The 20,935-nt window shown below is 69.0% G+C and carries 18 protein-coding genes; 10 read left to right on the plus strand and 8 right to left on the minus strand.

The features are described from left to right. Window positions 1-7: 7 nt before the first annotated feature. Window positions 8-832 (plus strand): polysaccharide deacetylase family protein, encoded by an 825-nt coding sequence (locus tag M1L58_RS16990; RefSeq protein ID WP_248659786.1) that lies wholly within the window; start codon window positions 8-10, stop codon window positions 830-832. A 103-nt stretch (window positions 833-935) separates the two neighbouring features. After that, the gene (locus M1L58_RS16995; protein WP_248659787.1) at window positions 936-2,351 is read left to right on the plus strand and encodes an MFS transporter; all 1,416 of its coding nucleotides are present in this window, start codon (window positions 936-938) and stop codon (window positions 2,349-2,351) included. Between the two features lie 10 nt (window positions 2,352-2,361). Here M1L58_RS16995 and M1L58_RS17000 read toward each other — a convergent pair whose 3' ends face one another. Then, window positions 2,362-3,018, minus strand: coding sequence for a hypothetical protein (locus M1L58_RS17000; RefSeq protein WP_248659788.1), 657 nt, complete (start codon window positions 3,016-3,018; stop codon window positions 2,362-2,364). A gap of 91 nt (window positions 3,019-3,109) precedes the next feature. Between M1L58_RS17000 and M1L58_RS17005 the strand changes: the two genes are divergently transcribed. After that, entirely contained in the window at window positions 3,110-4,396 is a 1,287-nt protein-coding gene (locus M1L58_RS17005) for an adenylosuccinate synthase (RefSeq protein ID WP_248659789.1), read from the plus strand. A 214-nt stretch (window positions 4,397-4,610) separates the two neighbouring features. Here the strand turns inward: M1L58_RS17005 and M1L58_RS17010 are convergent, their stop codons facing one another. Further along, on the minus strand, window positions 4,611-6,023 hold the full coding sequence (locus M1L58_RS17010) for a carotenoid oxygenase family protein (RefSeq protein WP_248659790.1): 1,413 nt from the start codon (window positions 6,021-6,023) through the stop codon (window positions 4,611-4,613). Window positions 6,024-6,171: 148 nt separating this feature from the next. Here M1L58_RS17010 and M1L58_RS17015 point away from each other — a divergent pair, with 148 nt between their 5' ends. Continuing rightward, the gene (locus M1L58_RS17015; RefSeq protein ID WP_248659791.1) at window positions 6,172-7,782 is read left to right on the plus strand and encodes an adenylate/guanylate cyclase domain-containing protein; all 1,611 of its coding nucleotides are present in this window, start codon (window positions 6,172-6,174) and stop codon (window positions 7,780-7,782) included. A 4-nt stretch (window positions 7,783-7,786) separates the two neighbouring features. Here M1L58_RS17015 and M1L58_RS17020 read toward each other — a convergent pair whose 3' ends face one another. Together M1L58_RS17020 and M1L58_RS17025 are read right to left on the minus strand one after the other, a co-directional pair. Then, window positions 7,787-8,179 carry a hypothetical protein gene (locus M1L58_RS17020; RefSeq protein WP_248659792.1) on the minus strand — a complete coding sequence of 131 codons (393 nt, stop codon included), beginning with the start codon at window positions 8,177-8,179 and terminating at the stop codon, window positions 7,787-7,789. A 310-nt stretch (window positions 8,180-8,489) separates the two neighbouring features. After that, window positions 8,490-10,082, minus strand: coding sequence for a Na+/H+ antiporter (locus M1L58_RS17025; protein WP_248659793.1), 1,593 nt, complete (start codon window positions 10,080-10,082; stop codon window positions 8,490-8,492). A gap of 44 nt (window positions 10,083-10,126) precedes the next feature. On the opposite strand from M1L58_RS17025, the gene M1L58_RS17030 reads away from it, so the two are divergent. The 4 genes from M1L58_RS17030 to M1L58_RS17045 all read left to right on the plus strand — a co-directional run bounded on the left by M1L58_RS17030 (window position 10,127) and on the right by M1L58_RS17045 (window position 13,648). After that, complete coding sequence (locus M1L58_RS17030; RefSeq protein ID WP_154884130.1) at window positions 10,127-10,489, plus strand: UBP-type zinc finger domain-containing protein; 363 nt, start codon at window positions 10,127-10,129, stop codon at window positions 10,487-10,489. Between the two features lie 74 nt (window positions 10,490-10,563). After that, window positions 10,564-12,204 carry a formate-dependent phosphoribosylglycinamide formyltransferase gene (purT, locus tag M1L58_RS17035; protein WP_248659794.1) on the plus strand — a complete coding sequence of 547 codons (1,641 nt, stop codon included), beginning with the start codon at window positions 10,564-10,566 and terminating at the stop codon, window positions 12,202-12,204. Window positions 12,205-12,219: 15 nt separating this feature from the next. Beyond that, window positions 12,220-12,699 carry a DUF456 domain-containing protein gene (locus M1L58_RS17040; protein WP_248659795.1) on the plus strand — a complete coding sequence of 160 codons (480 nt, stop codon included), beginning with the start codon at window positions 12,220-12,222 and terminating at the stop codon, window positions 12,697-12,699. A 46-nt stretch (window positions 12,700-12,745) separates the two neighbouring features. Further along, a complete protein-coding gene (locus tag M1L58_RS17045; protein ID WP_248659796.1) occupies window positions 12,746-13,648 on the plus strand; it encodes an LLM class flavin-dependent oxidoreductase in 903 nt (300 codons plus the stop codon). A gap of 70 nt (window positions 13,649-13,718) precedes the next feature. Here M1L58_RS17045 and M1L58_RS17050 read toward each other — a convergent pair whose 3' ends face one another. Next, window positions 13,719-15,260: an MFS transporter gene (locus M1L58_RS17050; RefSeq protein WP_248659797.1), complete on the minus strand. Its 1,542-nt coding sequence runs from the start codon at window positions 15,258-15,260 to the stop codon at window positions 13,719-13,721. A gap of 205 nt (window positions 15,261-15,465) precedes the next feature. Here M1L58_RS17050 and M1L58_RS17055 point away from each other — a divergent pair, with 205 nt between their 5' ends. Next, window positions 15,466-16,482: an Lrp/AsnC family transcriptional regulator gene (locus tag M1L58_RS17055; RefSeq protein WP_006867964.1), complete on the plus strand. Its 1,017-nt coding sequence runs from the start codon at window positions 15,466-15,468 to the stop codon at window positions 16,480-16,482. A 79-nt stretch (window positions 16,483-16,561) separates the two neighbouring features. Then, window positions 16,562-17,878: a ClC family H(+)/Cl(-) exchange transporter gene (locus M1L58_RS17060; RefSeq protein WP_248659798.1), complete on the plus strand. Its 1,317-nt coding sequence runs from the start codon at window positions 16,562-16,564 to the stop codon at window positions 17,876-17,878. Here M1L58_RS17060 and M1L58_RS17065 read toward each other — a convergent pair. The 3 genes from M1L58_RS17065 to M1L58_RS17075 are packed head-to-tail and all read right to left on the minus strand — an operon-like array spanning window position 17,875 to window position 20,881. Then, on the minus strand, window positions 17,875-18,705 hold the full coding sequence (locus M1L58_RS17065; protein ID WP_248659799.1) for an ABC transporter ATP-binding protein: 831 nt from the start codon (window positions 18,703-18,705) through the stop codon (window positions 17,875-17,877). The genes M1L58_RS17060 and M1L58_RS17065 overlap by 4 nt on opposite strands. Then, complete coding sequence (locus tag M1L58_RS17070) at window positions 18,702-19,841, minus strand: FecCD family ABC transporter permease (protein ID WP_248659800.1); 1,140 nt, start codon at window positions 19,839-19,841, stop codon at window positions 18,702-18,704. The genes M1L58_RS17065 and M1L58_RS17070 overlap by 4 nt, the downstream gene beginning before the upstream one ends. Beyond that, on the minus strand, window positions 19,838-20,881 hold the full coding sequence (locus M1L58_RS17075) for a FecCD family ABC transporter permease (RefSeq protein WP_248659801.1): 1,044 nt from the start codon (window positions 20,879-20,881) through the stop codon (window positions 19,838-19,840). The genes M1L58_RS17070 and M1L58_RS17075 overlap by 4 nt, the downstream gene beginning before the upstream one ends. Window positions 20,882-20,935: the final 54 nt, after the last annotated feature.

Consider the following 20,935-nt stretch of genomic DNA (forward strand, 5'->3'; position numbering starts at 1 on the left):
TCCCGGCATGGAACGACGCGACTTCCTCGCGATACTCGCGGCCGGCACGGTGGGTGCCCTGACCGCGACCACCCTGTCCGGCTGCGCCTCGCCGGTCCCGGCCGCCGAGATCACGCCCCCGACCCCACCCACGCCCACCCCGCCGGCACCCACCTCGCCCACGCCGTCGGTGTCGCCTGCAGGGCTGCTGCTCCCAGCGATCGGCACGCGCCACCCGCTGCCCGACGAGCCGATCACCGGCCTGCCGGGCAAAGGCCGGCACATCGCGCTCACGGTCGACGACGGTGCCAGCTCCGAGGTCATCGGCGCCTACGTGAAGTTCGCCCAGGACACCGGCGCCCGCTTGACCTTCTTCGTGACCGGTTCGTTCGACGGATGGACCGACCACCGCGCAGAACTGCGGCCGCTCGTCGAATCCGGACAAATCCAGTTGGGCAACCACACCTGGACGCATCCGGCGCTCACCGAGCTCTCGGCCAAGGGCATCGCCGACGAACTCGGCCGGACCATGCGGTTCCTGAAGAACCAGTACGGCGTCGACGGCACGCCCTACTACCGGCCGCCTTTCGGCTACCACAACGCGTCGGTGGACGCCGTGGCCGCCGATCTCGGCTACACCATGCCGACACTCTGGTACGGCTCACTGTCGGACTCCGGCCTGATCACCGAGAAGTACCTCGTGCAGTGCGCCCGCAAATACTTCCGGCCGCAGACCGTGGTGATCGGCCACGCCAACCACGATCCCGTCACCAAGGTCTATCCGAAACTGGTCGACATCATCCGTCAGCGAAAGCTGCGCATGGTCACCCTCGACGACTACTTCGCGTCCTGACTCGCGGAACGTCGGAGGCCGTGCCGCGCAAGCGCGGCGGTTTTCGCTCACGCTGATTCGTAGTCGACGAGGAATGGCGCGTCGCCGATACCGTAAGCCGGTCATGGCCTCACCTCAGCAGACTTCCGCGTCCCCGACGGCTCACGAGACCGACGCCGAGCGCCGCAAGCGACTCCGCACGGTCGTGGCCGCGAGTCTCCTCGGCACCACCGTCGAGTGGTACGACTTCTTCCTCTACGCGACCGCCGCGAGCCTGGTGTTCAACCAGCTGTTCTTCCCGGACCAGAGTTCCTTCGTCGGAACCCTGCTGTCGTTCGCGACCTTCGCGGTCGGGTTCGTCGTCCGGCCGATCGGCGGCGTGATCTTCGGGCACATCGGCGACCGGATCGGCCGCAAGCGAACCCTCGCGATCACGATGGTCATGATGGGCATCGCCACCGCGCTGATGGGTGTGCTGCCGACCGCGGAGGCCGTCGGCGTCGTCGCCCCGATCCTTCTTCTCCTGCTGCGCATCGTGCAGGGCTTCGCCCTCGGCGGCGAGTGGGCCGGGGCCGTGCTGCTCGCGGTCGAGCACAGCCCCGATCGCAAGCGCGGTCTGTTCGGCAGCATCCCGCAGATTGGTCTCGCCCTCGGTCTCGCGCTCGGCACGGGGGTGTTCGCCCTCCTCCAGGTGGCGCTCGACGACGACGCGTTCCTGACCTACGGGTGGCGCATCGCCTTCCTCGTGAGCATCGTGCTCGTCGTCATCGGCTTCGTGGTGCGACTCAAGGTCGACGAGACGCCGGCCTTCGCCGAGGTCGCCGAACTCGCGCAGAAGTCGACGGCACCGATCCGCGAGGTCGTGCTCCCGCCGAACACCCGCAACACGGTGCTGGGCCTTCTCGCCCGTTGGGGTGAGGGATCGGCGTTCAACACCTGGGGCGTCTTCGCGATCGCCTATGCGACAAGCGAACTCGACATGGAAAAAGTCCCGGTCCTGGTGGCCGTGACGATCGCGTCCCTCGTGATGGCGGTCCTTCTCCCGGTATCCGGAAAGCTCACCGACCGGTACGGCGCCAAACCGGTCTACCGCGCCGGCATGGCTGCCTACGGGCTGTCGGTCTATCCGGTGTTCGCCCTTTTCGGAACCGAGAACCTCGTCTGGTTCACCGTCGCGCTCGTGATCGTGTTCGGCGTGATCCACGCCCTGTTCTACGGCGCCCAGGGCACGCTGTTCGCGAGCCTGTACCCGACCCGGGTCCGCTACACCGGCCTGTCGGTGGTCTACCAGTTCTCCGGCATCTACGCCTCGGGCCTGACCCCGCTGATCCTGACCGCGCTGATAGGTGCGGCCTCCGGGTCGCCGTGGCTGGCCGCCGGCTATCTCGTGCTCACCGCGGTCATCAGCGTCGTCGCCACGTCGTTGATCCGCCGCGACGACCTGCACCTGACGACCGGCAACGACGCCGAGGTCGAAGCCGCCGCCAAGACCGCCGGCGACGAGACCGCCCCGACGCCGGCGCCGATCCCGGTCGGCTGACCGGGTCCGGTCAGGGTCGGACGAGCAGCAGATCGGTGACGTGCCGGTAGAACGTCGACCGCTTCAGCACGCGTTCGTTCACGACGCCCTCGCGTTCGACCACGATGCTGGTGCCGCCGGTCTGCACCGCGCGTCCGGCGAACCACTTGCCCGGCAGCAGGAACCGCTCGACCTGGGCACGCAGACCCGGGGCCTCGAGCGTGGGTTCGATGAGGATGGACCGGACCTCGCCGTCGAAGAGCCGCTCGCTGTCGACGTAGGACTCACCGTGCAGCTTGGCGCCCTCGGCGCCGAGGTGACGCGCGCTGCCGAGGACGACCGTCGCGGCGTCGTCGCGGATGAGGGGCACCGGGCTCGCGGTGCCGTTCTCGGCGAGCTCGCGGGCGGCCGGCCCGTGCGGAAGCCGGTATCGGCGGGTCGCCGCGGTCGCCTCAGCCGAGACATACGCCACTTCCACGTCGAGCCGCTCGGAGGTCATCAGGGCGGCCACCACCTGATCCAGGAAGGTGTCGGCCTCCTCGGCGAGGGTGGGCGCGAATCGTTCGGCCACACGAGGTTCGACGATGAGGCGGGTGACGTCGGAATCGGACAGGGCGTCGGCCACGGCGGCACGGATCGCCTTCTTGTCGTCGGCGCGACTGGCTTGGGTGATCAGGGCGAAAGACACGCGGATAGGGTATCGGGAGCCTGAACACAGTAGTGTTGGTGAGGTTTGTTCTGATCAGTTCAAGCGCGCCACACAAAGGAGTACCTGAATCATGGCCGCGATCGTGCTTATCGGCGCCCAGTGGGGCGACGAGGGCAAAGGGAAGGCCACCGACCTGCTCGGCGGCTCGATCAACTGGGTTGTCCGGTATCAGGGCGGCAACAACGCCGGCCACACCGTCGTACTCCCCTCCGGTGAGACCTTCGCCCTGCACCTCATCCCGTCCGGCATCCTCACCCCCGGCGTGCAGAACGTGATCGGCAACGGCGTCGTCGTCGACCCGGGTGTGCTGCTCACCGAACTCGGCGGACTCGAGGACCGCGACGTCGACACCACCGGCCTCCTCATCTCCGCCGACGCCCATCTGCTGATGCCGTACCACGTGGCCATCGACAAGGTCACCGAGCGCTTCCTCGGCAACAAGAAGATCGGCACCACCGGTCGTGGCATCGGGCCCTGCTACCAGGACAAGATCGCCCGCGTGGGTGTGCGCGTCGCCGACGTGCTCGACGAGAAGATCCTCACGCAGAAGGTCGAGGCTGCCCTCGAACTGAAGAACCAGATCCTGGTCAAGATCTACAACCGCAGGGCCCTCGACCCGGCGCAGGTCGTCGACGAGGTCCTCGGTCAGGCCGAAGGCTTCAAACACCGCATCGCCGACACCCGGCTGCTGCTCAACCAGGCCCTCGAGCGCGGCGAGACCGTGCTCCTCGAGGGTTCGCAGGGCACGCTGCTCGACGTCGACCACGGCACCTACCCGTACGTGACCTCGTCGAACCCGACCGCCGGCGGCGCCGCGGTGGGCGCGGGCATCGGCCCCAACAAGATCACCACGGTTCTCGGCATCCTGAAGGCCTACACCACGCGCGTCGGCTCCGGTCCGTTCCCGACCGAGCTGTTCGACGATTGGGGTGCGTACCTGGCCAAGACCGGCGGCGAGGTCGGCGTCACCACCGGCCGCGCCCGTCGCTGCGGTTGGTTCGACGCCGTGATCGCCCGCTACGCCACCCGCGTCAACGGCATCACCGACTACTTCCTCACCAAGCTCGACGTGCTGTCCAGCATCGACACGATCCCGATCTGCGTGGCCTACGAGGTCGACGGCGAGCGCATCGAGGACATGCCGATGACCCAGACCGGGTTCCACCACGCCAAGCCCATCTACGAGGAGATGCCCGGCTGGTGGGAGGGCATCTCCCAGTGCAAGACGTTCGAGGAGCTGCCGCAGAACGCGCAGAACTACATCCTGCGGCTCGAAGAGCTCTCCGGCGCCCACATCTCGTGCATCGGCGTCGGCCCGGGACGTGATCAGACGATCGTTCGTCGCGCGATCGCCTGAGCTACGACCCCCTCGCTCCCTGAGGTGCGAGCGAAGCGACCCCCTCGCTCCCTGAGGTGCGAGCGAAGCGAGCCTCGAAGGGCCCGCGACGTCGTCCCACCAGGCCTTCGTGGCTCGTCGACTTCGATACGCTCCTTCGTCGCTACTCAGCCCGGCGGCTTGCGCTCCTCGCACCTCAGGCAGCGGAGGGTGGTGTTGTCGCGCGCTTCGCACCTCAAGAAGCGGAGGGGTTCGGCAGCCACGCGCCGTGTAGTCCGGCGGGTACGCGGATCGGTAGGTCCACGGTGGCGATCGGGCCGTCCTGCGGGGCGTCGGCGCTGAGCAGGTAGAACCGCGAGGTCATGTCGGTCGGGTCGGTGCCGATCGCGCCCCAGTAGTCGCGTTCGGCGCCCGGGATGTAGATCGGTTCGCCGATCGCGGCACCCGGGGTCCAGACCGTCTCCGTCCCGGCGGCGAGGTCGTGGAACCACAGACTGTCGAGATCTGTGCCGTCCCGCGGGCCCTTCGCGACGGTGGCGATGCGGTGATGCTCCCGCGTCAGCATCCGGTCGTCGACGCGCGGGAACTCCATGTCCGGTTCGGCGCTGTTCAGGACGGTCTTGCTGATCCCGGCGTCGGGCCGGAGCACCGCCCGCGTCAGAGACGACGTCGCGGGCGTGGGCTGGTCGGAGAAGCCGCCCGGATAGGTCCACTCCACATAGTCGACGGTGACCGAGCCGTCGGGATTGTCGAAGGCGTTGGCGAAGTGCCAGACCCAGAACGGGTCGGTGTCGATCCAGCGCACCGCGGTGCCGTCCCGGGGGATCAGTGCGATGCGGGTCCCGCGCTGAGGCTGCCACGACAGCAACGACCCGCCGCTCATCACCGACGCGAAATCGAAGACCAGCGGGCACACGAACAGCACGATGTAGCGACTGGTCAGCGCCATGTCGTGGATCATGATCGGGGCGTCGATCCCGTCGACCGGGGTCGGCTTGCGAGTCGCCCGGCCATCCGGACCGACGACGGCCCAGGTCAGGTACGGCGCTTCGAGTACGTAGTTGAACAGCACCATCTCCCCGGTCGACGGGTCGATCTTCGGGTGCGCGGTGCTGCCGACGAACATTGCACCGTCACAGTCGGTTCGCCCGACGGTCGCCAGATCGGCCGGTGAGATCTCGTACGGGCGGTCCGCCTCGGCCATCGCCAGCAGCCGCCCGACGTGACGCACGATGTTGATGTCGGGCAATTCGCGGGTCGTGCCCGCCAACTCGTCGCCGACCTCCGCTGCCGACGGGGTGTAACCGTCGGTGATGCCCGACCAGATGGCATGTCCGGCAGCCTCTTCCGCGAGGACCATCGGGGTACGGACGAAACGGTTGCGATACGACGCACGCCCGCCGTCGAGGCTGATGCGGTGCACCATGGCGTCCCCGTCGATCGGGTACACATACGAACCGATCGGGTCGAAGCGCATGTTGGGCCCGTTGCGCAGGTAGCTACCTCGCAGGTCGGCCGGGATCTCCCCGCTGACCGGTAGGTCGACGGCGTCCACCTCGTCACGCTGCGGGGCGAAGACGCCGGTGAGGAACGGGTTGCGGGACATGTCGACCGGCGCTGGGCGGGTAGGGACATCGGATGCGGTCATGACGCTGCTTTCGGCGAGCCGTTGATGACGATGATGTCGCTTCAGGTTAAGGCGTTCCTGCAGGTCGCGTCCGCCGATCGTCCGGTTCGTCCTGAATCGGCGGGTGCAGGGGCGGGCGATCGACGCGGTCGTCGTGATTAGCTTGGGCATGCGTTCGAGGCGGGGGAGCCGCGACTACGGGTCGATTCTGCTCGGCTCGGTCGAGGAGAGCGGGGTCAAGCAACGCGTTCGAATCCAGACACTGCTGACCACGTCGATCGTGGTGGCGAACATCTTCGGCGCCGTCGTCGCGACCGCTCTGGCTGCCGTGGGCATCCCGCAACCGACGGTCTTCACCGCCGAATTGTGGTGGGTGAACTACATCGCCGTACCCGTGTACATCCTCGGCGCGTTCGTCATCGGGATCGGTTGGGGCACCCTGGTGGGCGTCCGGAATCTCCGGTGGGCGATCCGCGACGAGGCCCCGACCAAGCGCGATGCGCGCCGCACGATGCGCCTGCCCTGGCGACTGTCGCTGGTGCAGGGCCTGCTCTGGGCGGGTGCCACCGTGATGCTGACGATCATGTACGGCGTCGCCGACCCGCAGCTGATCCCCAAGACGCTCTTCGTCGTCGGCATGAGCGGCGTCGTCGTGGTGGGCATCTCGTACCTCTTTATCGACTTCACCCTGCGGCCCATTGTGGCCGAACTGATCTCGGCCGGATTCCACCGCCGCAAACGCACCGGTGTGAAGACCCGGGCGGTGGTGTCGTGGATGGTCGGGTCGGCGATCCCGATCATCGGCATCCTGCTGGTCGTGGCATTCGGAGTGGGGCGCGACGAGACGTCGAAGCTGGACCTCTTCATCGGAGTGACGGTCCTGGGCCTCACCGCCCTGTTCACCGGTCTGCTGCTGACACTGCTCTCGTCGATGAGCATCACCGGGCCGATCGGTTCCGTGCGGTCCGGGATGAACCGCGTGACCTCGGGCGATCTCGAGAACGCCGACCTCGTCGTCTACGACGGCACCGAACTCGGTGACCTGCAGGTGGGTTTCAACGCGATGGTCTCGGGGCTGCGGGAACGGGAACGGATGCGTGACCTGTTCGGGCGCCACGTCGGCCGCGAGGTCGCGGAGGCGGCGTTGTCGTCGGATCCCGAACTCGGTGGCACCGAGCGGGTGGCTGCCGCCCTCTTCGTGGACGTGATCGGTTCGACGACTCTTGCTGCGCAACGCCGTCCGACCGAGGTCGTGGAGATCCTCAACAAGTTCTTCGCCGTGATCGTCCGAGCCGTCGAGGACAATGACGGACTCGTCAACAAGTTCGAGGGCGACGCCGTCCTGGCGGTCTTCGGCGCGCCCATCGAACTCGACGACCCGGCCGGCGCGGCACTCGCGGCGGCACGTCGCATCGTCGCCGACCTCGCGGTCGAGGTGCCCGAACTGTCCGCGGGGGTCGGGGTGAGTTACGGGGCCGTGGTGGCCGGAAACGTCGGCGCCATCGAACGTTTCGAGTACACGGTGATCGGCGACCCGGTGAACGAGAGTGCGCGGCTCTCCGAACTCGCCAAACGCGACCCGTCGAGTCCGTTGGCGTCGGGACGCGCGGTCGAGGCCGCCGATCCGGCCGAAGCCCGTCGCTGGACCCAGCTGGAAACCCTGTCGTTGCGCGGCCGGACGGCCGAGACGGTCGTCTACGCGGCCGCCACGGGGGAGCGCACGGCGACCCTCGAGAACACGCTGGGGGAGAAGGCGACTGCGGAAACGGACACCGGCTAGGTGGTCAGATGGCGTCCTCGGAGCTGATCAGGAGGCCGTCGGGCCCGACGATGCTGAGGCCGAGGCCGTCGAAGACGGAGTACTTGTACCCGTTGTTGTAGGCGACGTAGTAGTAACGGCCGCTGCCGTTCTCCTGTTCGAACACGCCGGAGACCGGGATGCACAGGGTGTTTCCCGAACTGCGTGCGACGCCCCGGTATTCGAGATCACCGTTGCCCCATTGGCAGATGGTGGCGGCGGACTTCGCGGTCACGACCGAGGTGACGGTGTACTGGTTGCCGTCGCACGACGGCGCGATCGGGGCCGCGCCGGCCGTGGACGTGCCGGCGGCGAGCGCGCCGGCGGCGAGGACGAGTGAGGCGCCGGCGGTGGCCAGGCGGGTGTGCGTTGTTGTCATGGAAACCGAAGTTAGAGCAGGTTTTTCGTCTGGAACATGGGCAGAACTCCCCGCCATCGTTCAGGTGGATGACCCTTCGCCCTTCGATGCGCCCTCCGCAGGCTCCGGGCTACTCAGGGAGCGGGAAGGGGTTCCGCAAGCTCCTGCCCCGCCGGCCGAGTAGCGCCGACCGAGCGGAGCGGGAAAGGCTTCCGCAGGCTCCTGCCCCGCCGGCCGAGTAGCGTCGACCGAGCGGAGCGAGGACGCCGCGTATCGAGGTCAGGCTGGCTTCGATACGGCTCGTCGCAGGCTCCGGGCTACTCACGGGCATTCAGGCGTCCCGGTCGCCCTGTCCCTCGGCGAAGTCGAGTCTGCGGAGCGCGATTCGCAGAACCTCGTCGTCGATGCGCCCGGCGTCGCGCTCCTCGATGAACACCTTGCGTTGCAGGTGCAGGAGTTCGGTGCGGATACGGGAGCCTGCGGCGGTGGGGCTCTCGCCGATCGTCTCGGGGCCACGGCCGAGTTCCTCCCACGCCACATTGCGCTGCGAGGTGATCCATTTGCGCATGAGGACCACCTGCATACGGCTGGGGTCGTCGTCGGCGAGGCCGGCGGCGATCTCCTCGAGTCGACGCTCGGCCTCCCGCGAGGCCCGGTCCTGGGCGGCGGCATAGGCGAGACGATCCTGCGCGCGCTCGTCGCCGGTGACGCCGAGCTTCCGGATCACCCAGGGCAGCGTGGTGCCCTGGATCAGGAGAGTGCCGACCACGACCACGAACGTCAGGAGCAGGATCTCGGCGCGCGCCGGGAAGGGTTCGCCGGACTCGGTCGTCAACGGGATGCCGAAGGCGGCAGCGAGTGAGACCACTCCGCGCATCCCCGCCCAGGAGACGACGAAGACCGAGGCCGGTGTCGGGCGCGGATCCGGTCCGAGCTTCCCGCGGAAGATCACACCCGGTAAAAAGGCGGCCGGGTAGACCCAGAGGAACCGGATGACGATGGTGGCGGTGAGCACTGCGGCGGCATCGATGGCGACCTGAACCCACGATTCGCCCTCGACGCCCTCGATGATGAACGGCATCTGGACGCCGATGAGCAGGAAGACGAAGGATTCGAGGATGACGTCGATGGACTTGCGGACCGCTTCGTCCTGAAGCCGGGTGGCGTAGCCGAGGCGGGCCGACCGCTGACCGAGGAACAATCCGGCCGTCACCACGCCGATCACGCCCGAGCAGTGCAGCTGTTCGGCGACGAAATAGGCGGCGAAGGGCACCAGGATGCCGATCGCGGTCTCCATCGGGGGGTCGGTCAACCACACCCGTACCCACGAGACCGCCATGCCGAAGAGGAGGCCGACCACGAGGCCGCCGATCGCCGCGACGGCGAAGGTCAGCAACCCCTCGCCCAGTGACGTGGTCAGGCCGATGGCGGCCGCGAGGGCGATGCGGAACGCGGTCAGTGCCGTGGCGTCGTTGAGGAGGCTCTCACCGCCGAGGAGAGTCATGACCGGCCGGGGAAGTCCGAGGCGACGGCCGATCGCCTGCGCCGACACCGCATCCGGAGGAGCGACCACGGCACCGAGCACGAGAGCCGCGGACAGTGGGAGGTTGGGGACGGTCAGATGGGCGACGAACCCGACGACGACCGTCGTCACCAGCGGTAGGCCAACAGCGAGCGCCGCGATCCCACGCCAGCGTGCTCGGATCGCCTGGTACGAGCTCTCCTGGGCAGCGGAGTACAGCAGTGGTGGCAGGATGAGGAAGAGTACGAGTTCGGGGTTCAGCTCCGGCGTCGGCAGGCCGGGGATCCAACCGATCGCCAGGCCGACGGTGACCAGGATCAGCGGCGAGGACAACCCGTAGCGACGGCAGAGAGCAGCCACCGCCAACGCGACGACCGCGATGACCAGAAGCGATGCACTCATCCGAGCGACTGTAATCGCCGGAGGCCTGGTTGATAATGGTGAACATGCAGATCTTCCGCCGGTTCTCGTCCCGCGGCGACGCCTCGTCGGGTCCGGCGCCCGACGCCGACGCCGCGTCGGACCCGTCGGCGCGCTGCCCCGAGCTGGCCGCGGTCGCGGACGACTCGATACCTGTGCCGGAACCACCGGCGGGCGAGAGGCTTTCCTGCGAGGGCTGCCTCGCGATCGGGGAGGACCACTGGGCTCACCTGCGGATGTGTCTGCGATGCGGGTACATCGGATGCTGTGACTCGAGTCCGCGCCGGCATGCGACCGCGCACTTTCACGACACCGCCCATCCGGTCATGCGCTCCGCCGAACCCGGCGAGAGCTGGAGGTGGTGCTACGTGCACGAGGTCATCGGTTGAGAGCCACACCACGACACCGCACAACCGGGTGTCACCGTGGCAGAACCCGCGCCGGCGACAAGTAGGATTTGGGAATGACGTCGAACAGCGAGAGCGCGACCAGCGCGGATCAGCCGGCGCCGACGATCGGCCCGTCGGATGTCATCGGTACGCCGCTGAGTCCGACGGCGACCAAGGTGATGGTGCTCGGTGCGGGCGAACTCGGCAAAGAGGTCGTGATCGCGTTCCAGCGTCTCGGCGTCGAGGTCGTCGCCGTGGATCGTTACGCCAACGCACCCGGCCAGCAGGTCGCGCATCACGCCGAGGTCATCGACATGACCGACCCGGAAGCGCTGCTCGCCGTCATCGACAAGCATCGGCCCGCCTACGTGGTGCCGGAGATCGAGGCCATCGCGACGGAGGCGCTCGTCGAGGTCGCCGAGCGCGGCATCGCGGAGGTCATCCCGACCGCGAGTGCTGTCGTCGCCACGATGAACCGCGAGGGCATCCGACGCCTCGCCGATGAGGAACTCGGCCTCCCGACGTCGCCGTACCTCTTCGCCGACACCCTCGAGGAGCTGACGGTCGCCGCCCGGCAGATCGGCTTCCCGTGCGTCGTGAAGCCGGTGATGTCCTCCTCCGGCAAGGGGCAGTCGGTCCTGCGCGGACCCGACGACGTCGCGGCGGCGTGGGAGACCGCGAACACCGGCGGCCGCGTCCAGGGCAACCGCGTCATCGTCGAGGGGTTCATCGAATTCGACTACGAGATCACGCTTCTCACGGTGCGCGCGATCGACCCGCGGACCGGGCTGCTGACCTCGCATTTCTGCGCCCCCATCGGTCACCGCCAGATCAACGGCGACTACGTCGAGAGCTGGCAACCGCACGAGATGAGTCCGGACGCGCATGCCTCCGCGACCTCGATCGCGGCACGCATCGCCACCGCGCTCGGTGACGGAAAGCTCGCCGGCCGTGGTGTTTTCGGTGTCGAGCTGTTCGTCCAGGGCGACGACGTCTACTTCTCCGAGGTGAGCCCGCGGCCGCACGACACCGGCCTCGTCACCATGGCGACCCAGCGGCTGTCGGAGTTCGAGATGCACGCCCGCGCGATCCTCGGCCTGCCCGTCGACGTCACCCTGGCGTCGCCCGGCGCGTCCGCGGTGATCTACGGGCAGCTCGACCAGCCCGCCATCGGATTCGAGAACGTTGCGGCGGCACTCGCGGTGCCCGAGACCGACATCCGCCTGTTCGGCAAGCCCGAGAGCTACCATCGCCGACGCATGGGGGTGGTCACCGCGACCGCCGACGACGTCCCCGCCGCTCGCGAGCGTGCCGTGCGGGCGGCTTCTCTCGTCACACCCGTGCCGGGCCGTCCCGCTGTCCGCAAGGCGACGGTTCTGCCGCCGCCCCCACCGCCGCGCCGTCCCGGCCCCCAACCCGGACCCGTCGGTCCGCCGCCCGGACCTGTCGGTCCGCCGCCCGGGCCTGCCGGTCCGCCGCCCGGTCGTCCCGTCCCGCCGACCGGCCGCCCGGTACCGCCTCCCGGGCCACGCCCCGCACCCCGACCCATCGGCGGTCCCGGAGGTCAGCGGCCGATGGCACCTCCCGGGGCGCCCCGTCCCGCAGGCCCGCCCCGTTCGGTGGCCCCGGGGCAGTCCCCGGTCATGACGTCGCTGGTGAAGACCGGTGATCCCGCCGACGAGCCGGCCTCCGGGTCGCCCGTCGCCGGCGACTGATCGGGCGTCGTACAGGTGCCGCTCTGGGGTGAGCTGCTGGTCGCGGCCGTCATCTTCGTCGGCCTGGTCGGGATCGTCGTCCCGATCCTGCCGGGAACGCTGCTGATCGCCGGCGCGCTGCTCGTCTGGGCGATCGTCGTGGGCGGCTGGGCCTGGTCGGTGTTCGCCGCAGCCCTCCTCGTGCTCGTGGTCGGCGAGGTCATCAAATACCTCGTTGCCGGAAAGTCGTTGCGTACGGACGGAATTCCGAACCGAACCGTCGTGGTGGGTGGAATCGTCGGGATCGTCGGTTTCTTCGTCGTGCCCGTGATCGGTCTGCTCCTGGGCTTCGTCGTGGGCGCGGTCGCCGCCGAACTCGTGCGGACCCAGAGCCTCGAGTTGGCCTGGCGCGGTGCGGTGGCCGCACTCAGGGCCGCGGCCAAGACGATCGGCATCGAACTGCTCTTCGCGCTCGTCGCCACCAGCATCTGGACGGGCGGCGCCTTCGTCTGGTGAGGCTCGTTCTCCGAGAACGGGATACGCCCGACCCCCGCGTGCCAGAATGGCGCCTGTGCGCATCGGGATGACGATGCCCGTGATGGAGCCGGATCTCGACGCAGAGACCCTCCACTCATGGGCCACCACCATTGACGACGGCCCCTTCAGCTCCCTGTGCTGGGGTGAGCGGATAGCGTTCGACAACCCCGAGTGTCTGACATTCCTCGGCGCGGTGGCCGCGTGGACCCGGCGCGTACCCCTGGTGATGACGGTCGTGGTGCCCCAGCTGCACGACCCGGTCATGCTCGCGAAGGCACTGGCGACCGGAGACATGTTGTCGGAGGGCAGGCTCACGGTGGCGCTCGGAGTCGGCGGCCGGCACGAGGACTACCGGGCCGTCGGCGCGGACCCGTCCACCCAGACCATGAGGCAACTCGCCGCCCGGGCGGAGACCATGAAGCAGGTCTGGGCCGGCGAGAAGCTGACCGAGTCGGTGCTTCCGGTCGGGCCGTCGCCGTATCGCAAGGGCGGTCCGTCGCTGCACGTCGGAACCACCGGACCCAAGACCATCCGCAGCGCCGTCGACTGGGCCGACGGCATCGCTGGCGTCACCCTCGACCTCGATGCCTCGAAGCAGAACGAACTGTTCGACGTCGCGCGGTCGGCGTGGGCCGAGGCCGGGCGACCCGCACCGCATCTCGCGACATCGTTCTGGTTCGCCATCGGCGAGGGGGAGGCGCCGCGGGCGCAGGTGACTCGGCATCTGCACCACTACATGAACTGGATTCCGTCGGAGTTCGTCGACGCCATCGCGCCCACGACGGGGTGGTCGGGTACCGAGGCCGAGCTCGCCGAGGTGCTGCGCCGCTTCGCCGACATCGGCACCGACGAGGTGCAGCTCATCCCGACGAGTTCGGACCCCGACCAGCTCCGACGCGCCGCCGATGTGGCCGCGGCCTTCGCCTGATCGGCCCGGAGAACAAAGTTGCGGCAGTTGGTTCCGGAATCCGGAACCAACTGCCGCAATGCGTCGGTGACTAGTGGGCGGCGCCTGTCCCGGGCTTGAGCATCACCAGGCACAGCACGGCGGCTGCGGCGGTGAGGGCGCCCGAGAAGATCAGGCACAGCTGCATGCCGTCGAGGAAGGCGTCCCCGACGGCGTTCATGACCGTCGGGGTGTCCGCGCCGAGGTCGAGACCTGCCACGGCACCGAGACCCTCGCCGTCCACCGCGTCGACGACGCGCTCGCGCAGCTCGCCGTCGATTCCCGCATCGGCGAGCTGCCGGGGAAGCGAGCTCACCGCGCCCGCGGTGAGCAGGGCGCCGAGGACGGCCGGACCGAGCGCACCGCCGACCTGACGGAAGGCGTTGTTGCCCGCTGCCGCCATGCCCGCCAGTCGGTAGGGCACCGCGGCGACTGCGGTCGCGGTCATCGGGGCCATCACGAAACCCATGCCGAGACCGAGCACGACCAGGCGCCACCCGATCGCGGCGAACGAGGTGTCGGCGTCGATGGTGAGCAGCGCGAACTGTGCCGCGGCGACCGCGGCCAGGCCGCCGCCGATCAGGATGCGCGCCTGGACCCGGTGCATCAGCTTGCCCGCAAGCGCACCTACGACCATGGAGGCGCCGTTCATCAGCGCGAGGCGCCAGCCGGCCTCGATCGTGCCGAGTTGCTGCACCAGGCCGAAGTACATGCTGAGCACGAAGATGAAGCCGATCAGCGACAGGAAGCTGATCATCGCGATCAGTGTGGTGACGGTGAACGCGCGACTGCGGAACAGTGCGAGGTCGAGCATGGGGCTGTCGGAACGACGTTCGACGGCGACGAAGGCCGCACCCGAGAGCACCGCGATGATCAGGGCGACGATCACGCGGGCGTCGCCCAGTCCGTTGACGCCGGCCTCGATCACGCCGAAGACCAGTGCAGTGACCGCGACGGCGGCGGTCACCTGACCGGGCCAGTCGAGGCGCCGGTTGTGCGGTGCACGCGATTCCGGAAGCGCGGCCAGGGCGATCGCGAAGGCGGTGACGGCGAACGGGACGGGCAACACGTAGATGAATCGCCAGCCGAGGTTCTCGGCCACCGGTCCGGCGATCATCGGCCCCACCGTCAGCGCCAACATCAGCGACGACGCCCAGATACCGATGAACTTGCCGCGTTCCCGGAAGTCGGGGACCGCGTGGCTGATGAGCGCGAGGGTCGTCGGCAGCAGGGCCGCGGCGCCGGTGCCGGCCAGGGCCTGGCCGACCCACACGAAGGCGATGGACTGCGCCGACAGTGCGACGACGGCGCCCACTGCGGACAGCGCGAGGCCGGTCAGATAGACCTTGCGTCGACCGTGGACATCGCCGAAGACACCAGCGGTCAGGATGAACGCCGCCATCGGCAGCACGAAGGCGTCCTGCACCCAGGACAGCTGCGCCGTCGACGCGCCGAGGGCGTTGCCGATCGCCGGCAGGCTCACCGCGACGCTGGTGATCGGCAGGTAGGCCACGAAGACGCCGAGGCAGGCCATCACGATGGTGGCCGTCCGGCGCTCGGGGGGAGCGGGAAGGGTGGTGGACGTGGTGGTCACGCACACTCGCTTTCGATGTCAGGGGTGGCACGGTCCTACCGGACGCGACCACGGGTCGTCGTCTCGGATGGGGACCCGGCGATGGTTGCCGCGCGAAGCGCAGGACCCCAATTGTCCGGGGTGGGGGTACGAAACCTGCAACCACAACGTTCTGCGCGGCACATTTGTCGGTTGAAGCGACATAGGTCGGTAGTATTCCTCCACAATGGACGACACCGACGGAACAATCCTCCGCGCTCTTCAGGTGTATCCGCGCGCATCGTTCCGCCTGCTCGGGGAGGTCGCCGGAATCTCGGAGCAGACCGCGGCGAGGCGGTACCAGGCACTGCGCCGGGCCGGGGTGACGAGAGTCGTCGGAGTCGTCCGCCCGGCGGTGCGTGGCGATGCGGAGTGGGTGGCACGTGTGCGATGCCGCCCGGACCGGTTGGAGCCGCTGGCCGCGTCCCTTGCCCGGCGACGTGACGTGGTCTTCGCCTACGTAGTGTCCGGCGGGTCCGAGATCGTCTGCATCGTGCGGGCGCCGATCGGGGACGTCGGCGACGATGCGCTGCTCGCGGCGCTGCCGTCACGCGCAGCGGTCCTCGACCTTCACGTCGATCTCCTGTTGCACGCCTTCAACCCGGGTTCGGCCTCGAAGTGGACCGGCTTCGGCGGGTGGTTGCCGGAGGAGTCCCGCGCGCTGCTGGCCGCGGCGGCGTGCGGTATCGCCGGCGCCGACGAGGAACCCGAGGGCGGTGGGCTCATCGAGAACGCGCGCCTCACCGACGACGATGCGCCGCTCATCGATGCGCTGACGCAGGACGGTCGGCTGCCGCATCGTGAGCTGGCGCGTGTCTGCGGGTGGACGGTGGGACGGGTGCGTCGACGACTGCGGACCCTGGAACAGAGCGGCGCGCTGCAGTACGACGTCGAGATCCTGCCGGAGCGGCTGGGTTTCGGGCTGAGCGCCACCCTGTGGCTCAAGGTGTCGCCGCACGCCATCGATGCGGTGGGCGAGGCGGTCGCCGCGCACGACGAGGTCGCGTTCGCGGCGGCGATCAGCGGCGAACACAACCTCATGGTCTCGGTGATCTGCCGCGACGCCGACGACTTCTACCGGTATCTGCGCACCAGAATCGGTGCGATGGAAGGGATTCTCGGCTACTCGGTCAGCATTCGTGTCCGGCGGTTGAAGCAGACCGCGTCGCTGGTAGTGCAGGGGCGTCTGATCCAGCCGGTGTGACTCCGATTGATCCCTCGATGACACGAACCTGCTGTTCGGAAGTGCCGGATGGGGGCGTCGTGCGCGGTAACTTCCTTCTGTGACCTCGCCGACGACCGACAATCAGGGCCTGGTGAGGTTGTGCGTGCTCGCCGTCGTCGCCGGCTGCGTGACCGGTGTCCTCGGCGGGGCTTTCCGGTGGTGCCTCGACCATCTCAACCGGTGGCGGTTCGAGATGCTGGACTGGGCCGACGGTCTGGGCGCCCCGGGGTGGCTCATCCCGGTCGCACTGACGGCCGCGGGTGCGGCCCTCGGTGCGTTCATCTCGCACCTGGTGCCGATCGCGGCCGGTAGCGGCATCCAGCACGTGGAGGCGGTCGAACGTGGTGAGGCGGAGCCGGCGCCGCTGCGCGTGATCCCCGCCCGCTTCGTCGGTGGGCTGGCCGCGATCGGCTCGGGTCTGATCCTCGGTCGGGAGGGCCCGACCGTGCACATGGGTGCCGCTGTCGGTTCCGAGACCGGGCGCCGTGCCAAGCTCGATGAGCACGACGTCCGCGTCATGCAGACCTCGCTCAGCGGGGCCGGTCTCGCCGTCGCCTTCACCGCGCCCGTGGGTGGCGCGCTCTTCGCGCTCGAGGAGGTGGCCCACTCCTTCCGGATCCGGGTGGTGGTACCGACCATCCTCGCCGTGGCCGCGGCGGTGGCCTGCGGCCACGTGATCCTCGGCGACCGGCCCGATTTCCTCGTCGGCGTGGTCGCGCCGCCCTCGATCACCCTGCTGCCGGTGTTCGTGGTCTTCGGTCTTCTCAGCGGCCTCATCGGGATCGCCTATGGCCGAGCGGTTCTCGGGGCGATCACCGCGGTTCGGGGGATCACGCGCGTCCCACAGATCGCGAGGGCCGCGATCATCGGCGCGATCGTCGGCGGCCTGATGGCCGTCGACACCGACGCGGCCGGTGGCGGAGACAACCTGGCGCAACAGATCTTCGACGGCTCGGTGGTCCTGCCGGTGGTCGCCGCACTGTTCGTCGTCCGGTTCGTCGCCGGACCGCTGTCCTACGCCGCGGGCACACCCGGTGGTCTGTTCGCGCCGATGCTCGCACTCGGTGCGCTGTGGGGTGTGCTGTTCTCCGCGGGCCTCGAGGCCGTGATCCCGCAATCGGATTCGACGCTGCGCGATGCCCTCGTGCTCGCGGGCATGGCCGCACTGTTCGGCGCGGTGGTGCGGGCGCCGCTCACCGGCATGGTCGTGGTGATGGAGATGAGCGCGACGACGACCGTGGCGGTCCCCATGCTCGCCGCGACCGCGGCGGCCGTACTCGTCGCACACCTCTCCGGGACCCCGCCCGTCTACGACTCGCTGCGGGAGCAGATGCTCGCCAACGACGCCGGCCGCGAACGGGATCCAGGCGCCTAGAAGGCGCGGGTGTGCGCGCCGAGCGGCACGATCAGCGGTCCGCCCGAGATCGGGTCCGTCATCACATGTGCCCGCAGGCCGAAGGCCTCGTCGAGCATCTCGGCGTCGATGACCTCGGCCGGGGTGCCGGTGGTGACGATGGCGCCGTTCTTCATGACCACCAGCGAATCGCTGTAGCGTGCCGCGAGATTGAGGTCGTGCAGGACCATCACCACGGTCTTGCCGTGGTCGTCGCGGAGGCGGCGGACGAGGTCGAGGACGTCGATCGAGTGGGCGAGGTCGAGGTAGGTGGTCGGCTCGTCGAGCAGGATGAGGTCGGTGCCCTGCGCGAGCGTGAGCGCGATCCAGACCCGCTGGCGCTGACCGCCGGAGAGGGCGTCGAGGGTTCGGTCGGCGAGTTCGAGGGTGTCGGTCATCTCCATCGCCTCGGCGACGGCGGCTTCGTCGGCCGCGGTCGCCTGCTGGTACCACCGCTGGTGCGGGTGCCGGCCCCGGCCGACGAGATCGGCGACGGTCAATCCCTCGGGGGCGACCGGGTTCTGGGGCAGGATCGCCAGGGTCCGGGCGATCTGCTTGGGCCGCACGTGCGCGATGTCGTCGCCGTCGAGATAGACCGTGCCGGCCTTGGGCGGCAGCAGTCGGGCGAGGCATCGGAGCAACGTCGACTTACCGCACCCGTTGGAGCCGATGATGGTCGTGACCTGGCCGTCGGGGATGTCGATGTCCAGGCCGTCGATGACCACCCGCTGGTCGTAGCCGACGGTGAGTCCGCTGCCGCGGAGCCGGGACGTCGCCTGCGGGGCGTTCTCGGTGGGGGAGATGGTCATACGGTCGCCTTCCGGGACATCGCGATCATCAGGTAGATGAGGAACGGTCCGCCGATCGCGGCGGTGACGATGCCGACGGGTAGGCCGCCGGGCAGCACCGTGCGGCACAACAGATCTCCGCCGAGCACCAGGGATGCACCGACCAGGCCGGACAGGAGCGGGGTCGGCACCGCGGTGCGGGCCAGGCGCAGTGCGATCTGCGGGGCGAGCAGGGCGACGAACGCGATCGGCCCGGCGGCGGACACGCACAGCGCACTGATTAGGACCGCGGTCAGCAGCAGTGTCGTGGACACCGCGCCGGTGCGGACGCCGAGTCCGCGTGCGAGATCCGGCCCGAGGCTCAGCATGCCGATCTGCCGTGAGAGCACGACGATCACCACGATCCCGAAGACGACGCCGCCGACCACCGGCCAGACATTGGACCAGCCCACGTTGGCGACCGAGCCGACCAGCCACACCTGGGCGCGCCCCACATCGCGGATGTCGGCGCGGGTCAACAGGAAGTTGGTCAGCGCCTGCAGCATCCAGGTCATGCCGACACCGATCAGCACGAGGCGGAACGGGTTGATGCCGCTGTTGGCCTTGCGGCCGGGCCATGCGAGCACGTACATGAGTGCTGCGGTCAGCAGCGCGCCGATCATCGCCGACGCCGGGACACCGAGCTCGCCGAACCAGCTGCCCCAGCTCGTGTTCGAGAAGGCGATGGCCGCGACCGCCGCCGCGCTCGCTCCGGCGGTGATGCCGAGGATGTCGGGGGTGGCGAGGGGATTCTGCGAGATCAGTTGGGTGAGAGAGCCGGAGCACCCGAGCCCGATGCCCACCAGCAGTCCGACGAGGGCCCGGGGGAGCGCGACGTCGAAGACGACGACGTTCTCGATGCGGGTGCCCCCACCCAACAGGATTCGCGCGACGTCGATCGGGGTGAGGGGGAAGTCGCTGACGCCGACGCTGGTCAGGAACAGCACCACGGCGAGTACCGCCGAGACGAGCGCGACGATCAGCATGCGTGTGCGCACGACGAACGACACCGGTTCGATCGCGACGCGGTAGCCGCCGGGATGCGGGGCGATGCTGCGCGCACGAGATCCGGTCCCACCGGCGGCGGGCTCGGGCGTCGTCACGTCGGAGGAGTTCATACGGTTGCCAACTTCTGCCGACGGACCATGAAGATCAGGAACGGAGCGCCGACCAGGGCCAGCATGACGCCCACCTGGACCTCACCCGGGCGCGCGACGACGCGGCCGAGGATGTCGCAACCGACGAGGAGTATCCCGCCGAGCAGCGCCGAATACGGGATGATCCAGCGGTAATCGGCGCCGACGAACGCTCGGGCGATGTGCGGCACGACGAGTCCGAGGAACACGATGGGCCCGCAGGCCGCGGTGGCGGCGCCGATCAGCAGGGTGATCGTCAGGATGCCGAGCGCGCGGATCAGGACCACCCGCGAGCCCAGCGCCTTGGTCATGTCGTCGCCGAGGCTGAGGACGTTCAGGAAGAAGCCGCTCGCCAGCGCGAACACCAGTCCGACTCCGATGAACGGCAGGCTCGCCCAGAACACGTCGATGCCACGGCCTGCGGTCGAACCGACGCTCCAGAACCGCCACTGGTCGAGCGAGTTGGTGTCCACGAGCACGATCGAGGAGGTGATCGCGGTGAGCATCGCCGTCAGGCCGGTGCCGGCCAGGACCAGGGTGAGCGGACTCGAGCCGCTCAGTGCCGACAGCCCGAAGACGACGGTCGCGGCGATGATCGCGCCGAGCAGACCGAAGAACATGAACGCGACGGGGCTGGTGATCCCGACCAGGTAGATACCGGCCACCACGGCGCATGCGGCTCCGGCGTTCACGCCGAGGATGCCGGGATCGGCGATGGGGTTACACGTGTGTCCCTGGGTGAGGGCACCGGCGGCGCCGACGGCCAGACCGGCGAACAGACCGAGGAGGGTTCGGGGGACGCGGAGGTCCCAGACGATGCCGTCGACGTCGGTGTCCTTGCTGATCGCCGGCATCCGGAGATCGAGGAGGGCGGCCCAGATCTCGGAGATCCCGTCGGCGAAACTCCCCCAGACCTCGTCGAGCGGGACGGGACGGGTGCCGAAGAGCACGGAGGCGACGACCAGCCCCACCAGAACCGCGACCAGCACGGGAATGCCGAGAACACGGAAGGGGCGGCGCACGAAGGGTTACCTTACCAACGCTGTTCGGCGACGCTCGTGGCGCGGCATCGTTCA

It is taken from the genome of Gordonia sp. C13 (assembly GCF_023218005.1).
Lineage (GTDB): Bacteria > Actinomycetota > Actinomycetes > Mycobacteriales > Mycobacteriaceae > Gordonia > Gordonia namibiensis.

Coding starts and splice junctions, on each gene's coding strand:
- M1L58_RS17025 (WP_248659793.1), bottom strand. CDS start 10,082: ATGAGTGCATCGCTTCTGGTCATCGCGGTCGTCGCGTTGGCGGTGGCT.
- M1L58_RS17030 (WP_154884130.1), top strand. CDS start 10,127: ATGCAGATCTTCCGCCGGTTCTCGTCCCGCGGCGACGCCTCGTCGGGT.
- M1L58_RS17065 (WP_248659799.1), bottom strand. CDS start 18,705: ATGACCATCTCCCCCACCGAGAACGCCCCGCAGGCGACGTCCCGGCTC.
- M1L58_RS17055 (WP_006867964.1), top strand. CDS start 15,466: ATGGACGACACCGACGGAACAATCCTCCGCGCTCTTCAGGTGTATCCG.
- M1L58_RS17070 (WP_248659800.1), bottom strand. CDS start 19,841: ATGAACTCCTCCGACGTGACGACGCCCGAGCCCGCCGCCGGTGGGACC.
- M1L58_RS17010 (WP_248659790.1), bottom strand. CDS start 6,023: ATGACCGCATCCGATGTCCCTACCCGCCCAGCGCCGGTCGACATGTCC.
- M1L58_RS17005 (WP_248659789.1), top strand. CDS start 3,110: ATGGCCGCGATCGTGCTTATCGGCGCCCAGTGGGGCGACGAGGGCAAA.
- M1L58_RS16995 (WP_248659787.1), top strand. CDS start 936: ATGGCCTCACCTCAGCAGACTTCCGCGTCCCCGACGGCTCACGAGACC.
- M1L58_RS17045 (WP_248659796.1), top strand. CDS start 12,746: ATGGCGCCTGTGCGCATCGGGATGACGATGCCCGTGATGGAGCCGGAT.
- M1L58_RS17015 (WP_248659791.1), top strand. CDS start 6,172: ATGCGTTCGAGGCGGGGGAGCCGCGACTACGGGTCGATTCTGCTCGGC.
- M1L58_RS16990 (WP_248659786.1), top strand. CDS start 8: ATGGAACGACGCGACTTCCTCGCGATACTCGCGGCCGGCACGGTGGGT.
- purT (WP_248659794.1), top strand. CDS start 10,564: ATGACGTCGAACAGCGAGAGCGCGACCAGCGCGGATCAGCCGGCGCCG.
- M1L58_RS17020 (WP_248659792.1), bottom strand. CDS start 8,179: ATGACAACAACGCACACCCGCCTGGCCACCGCCGGCGCCTCACTCGTC.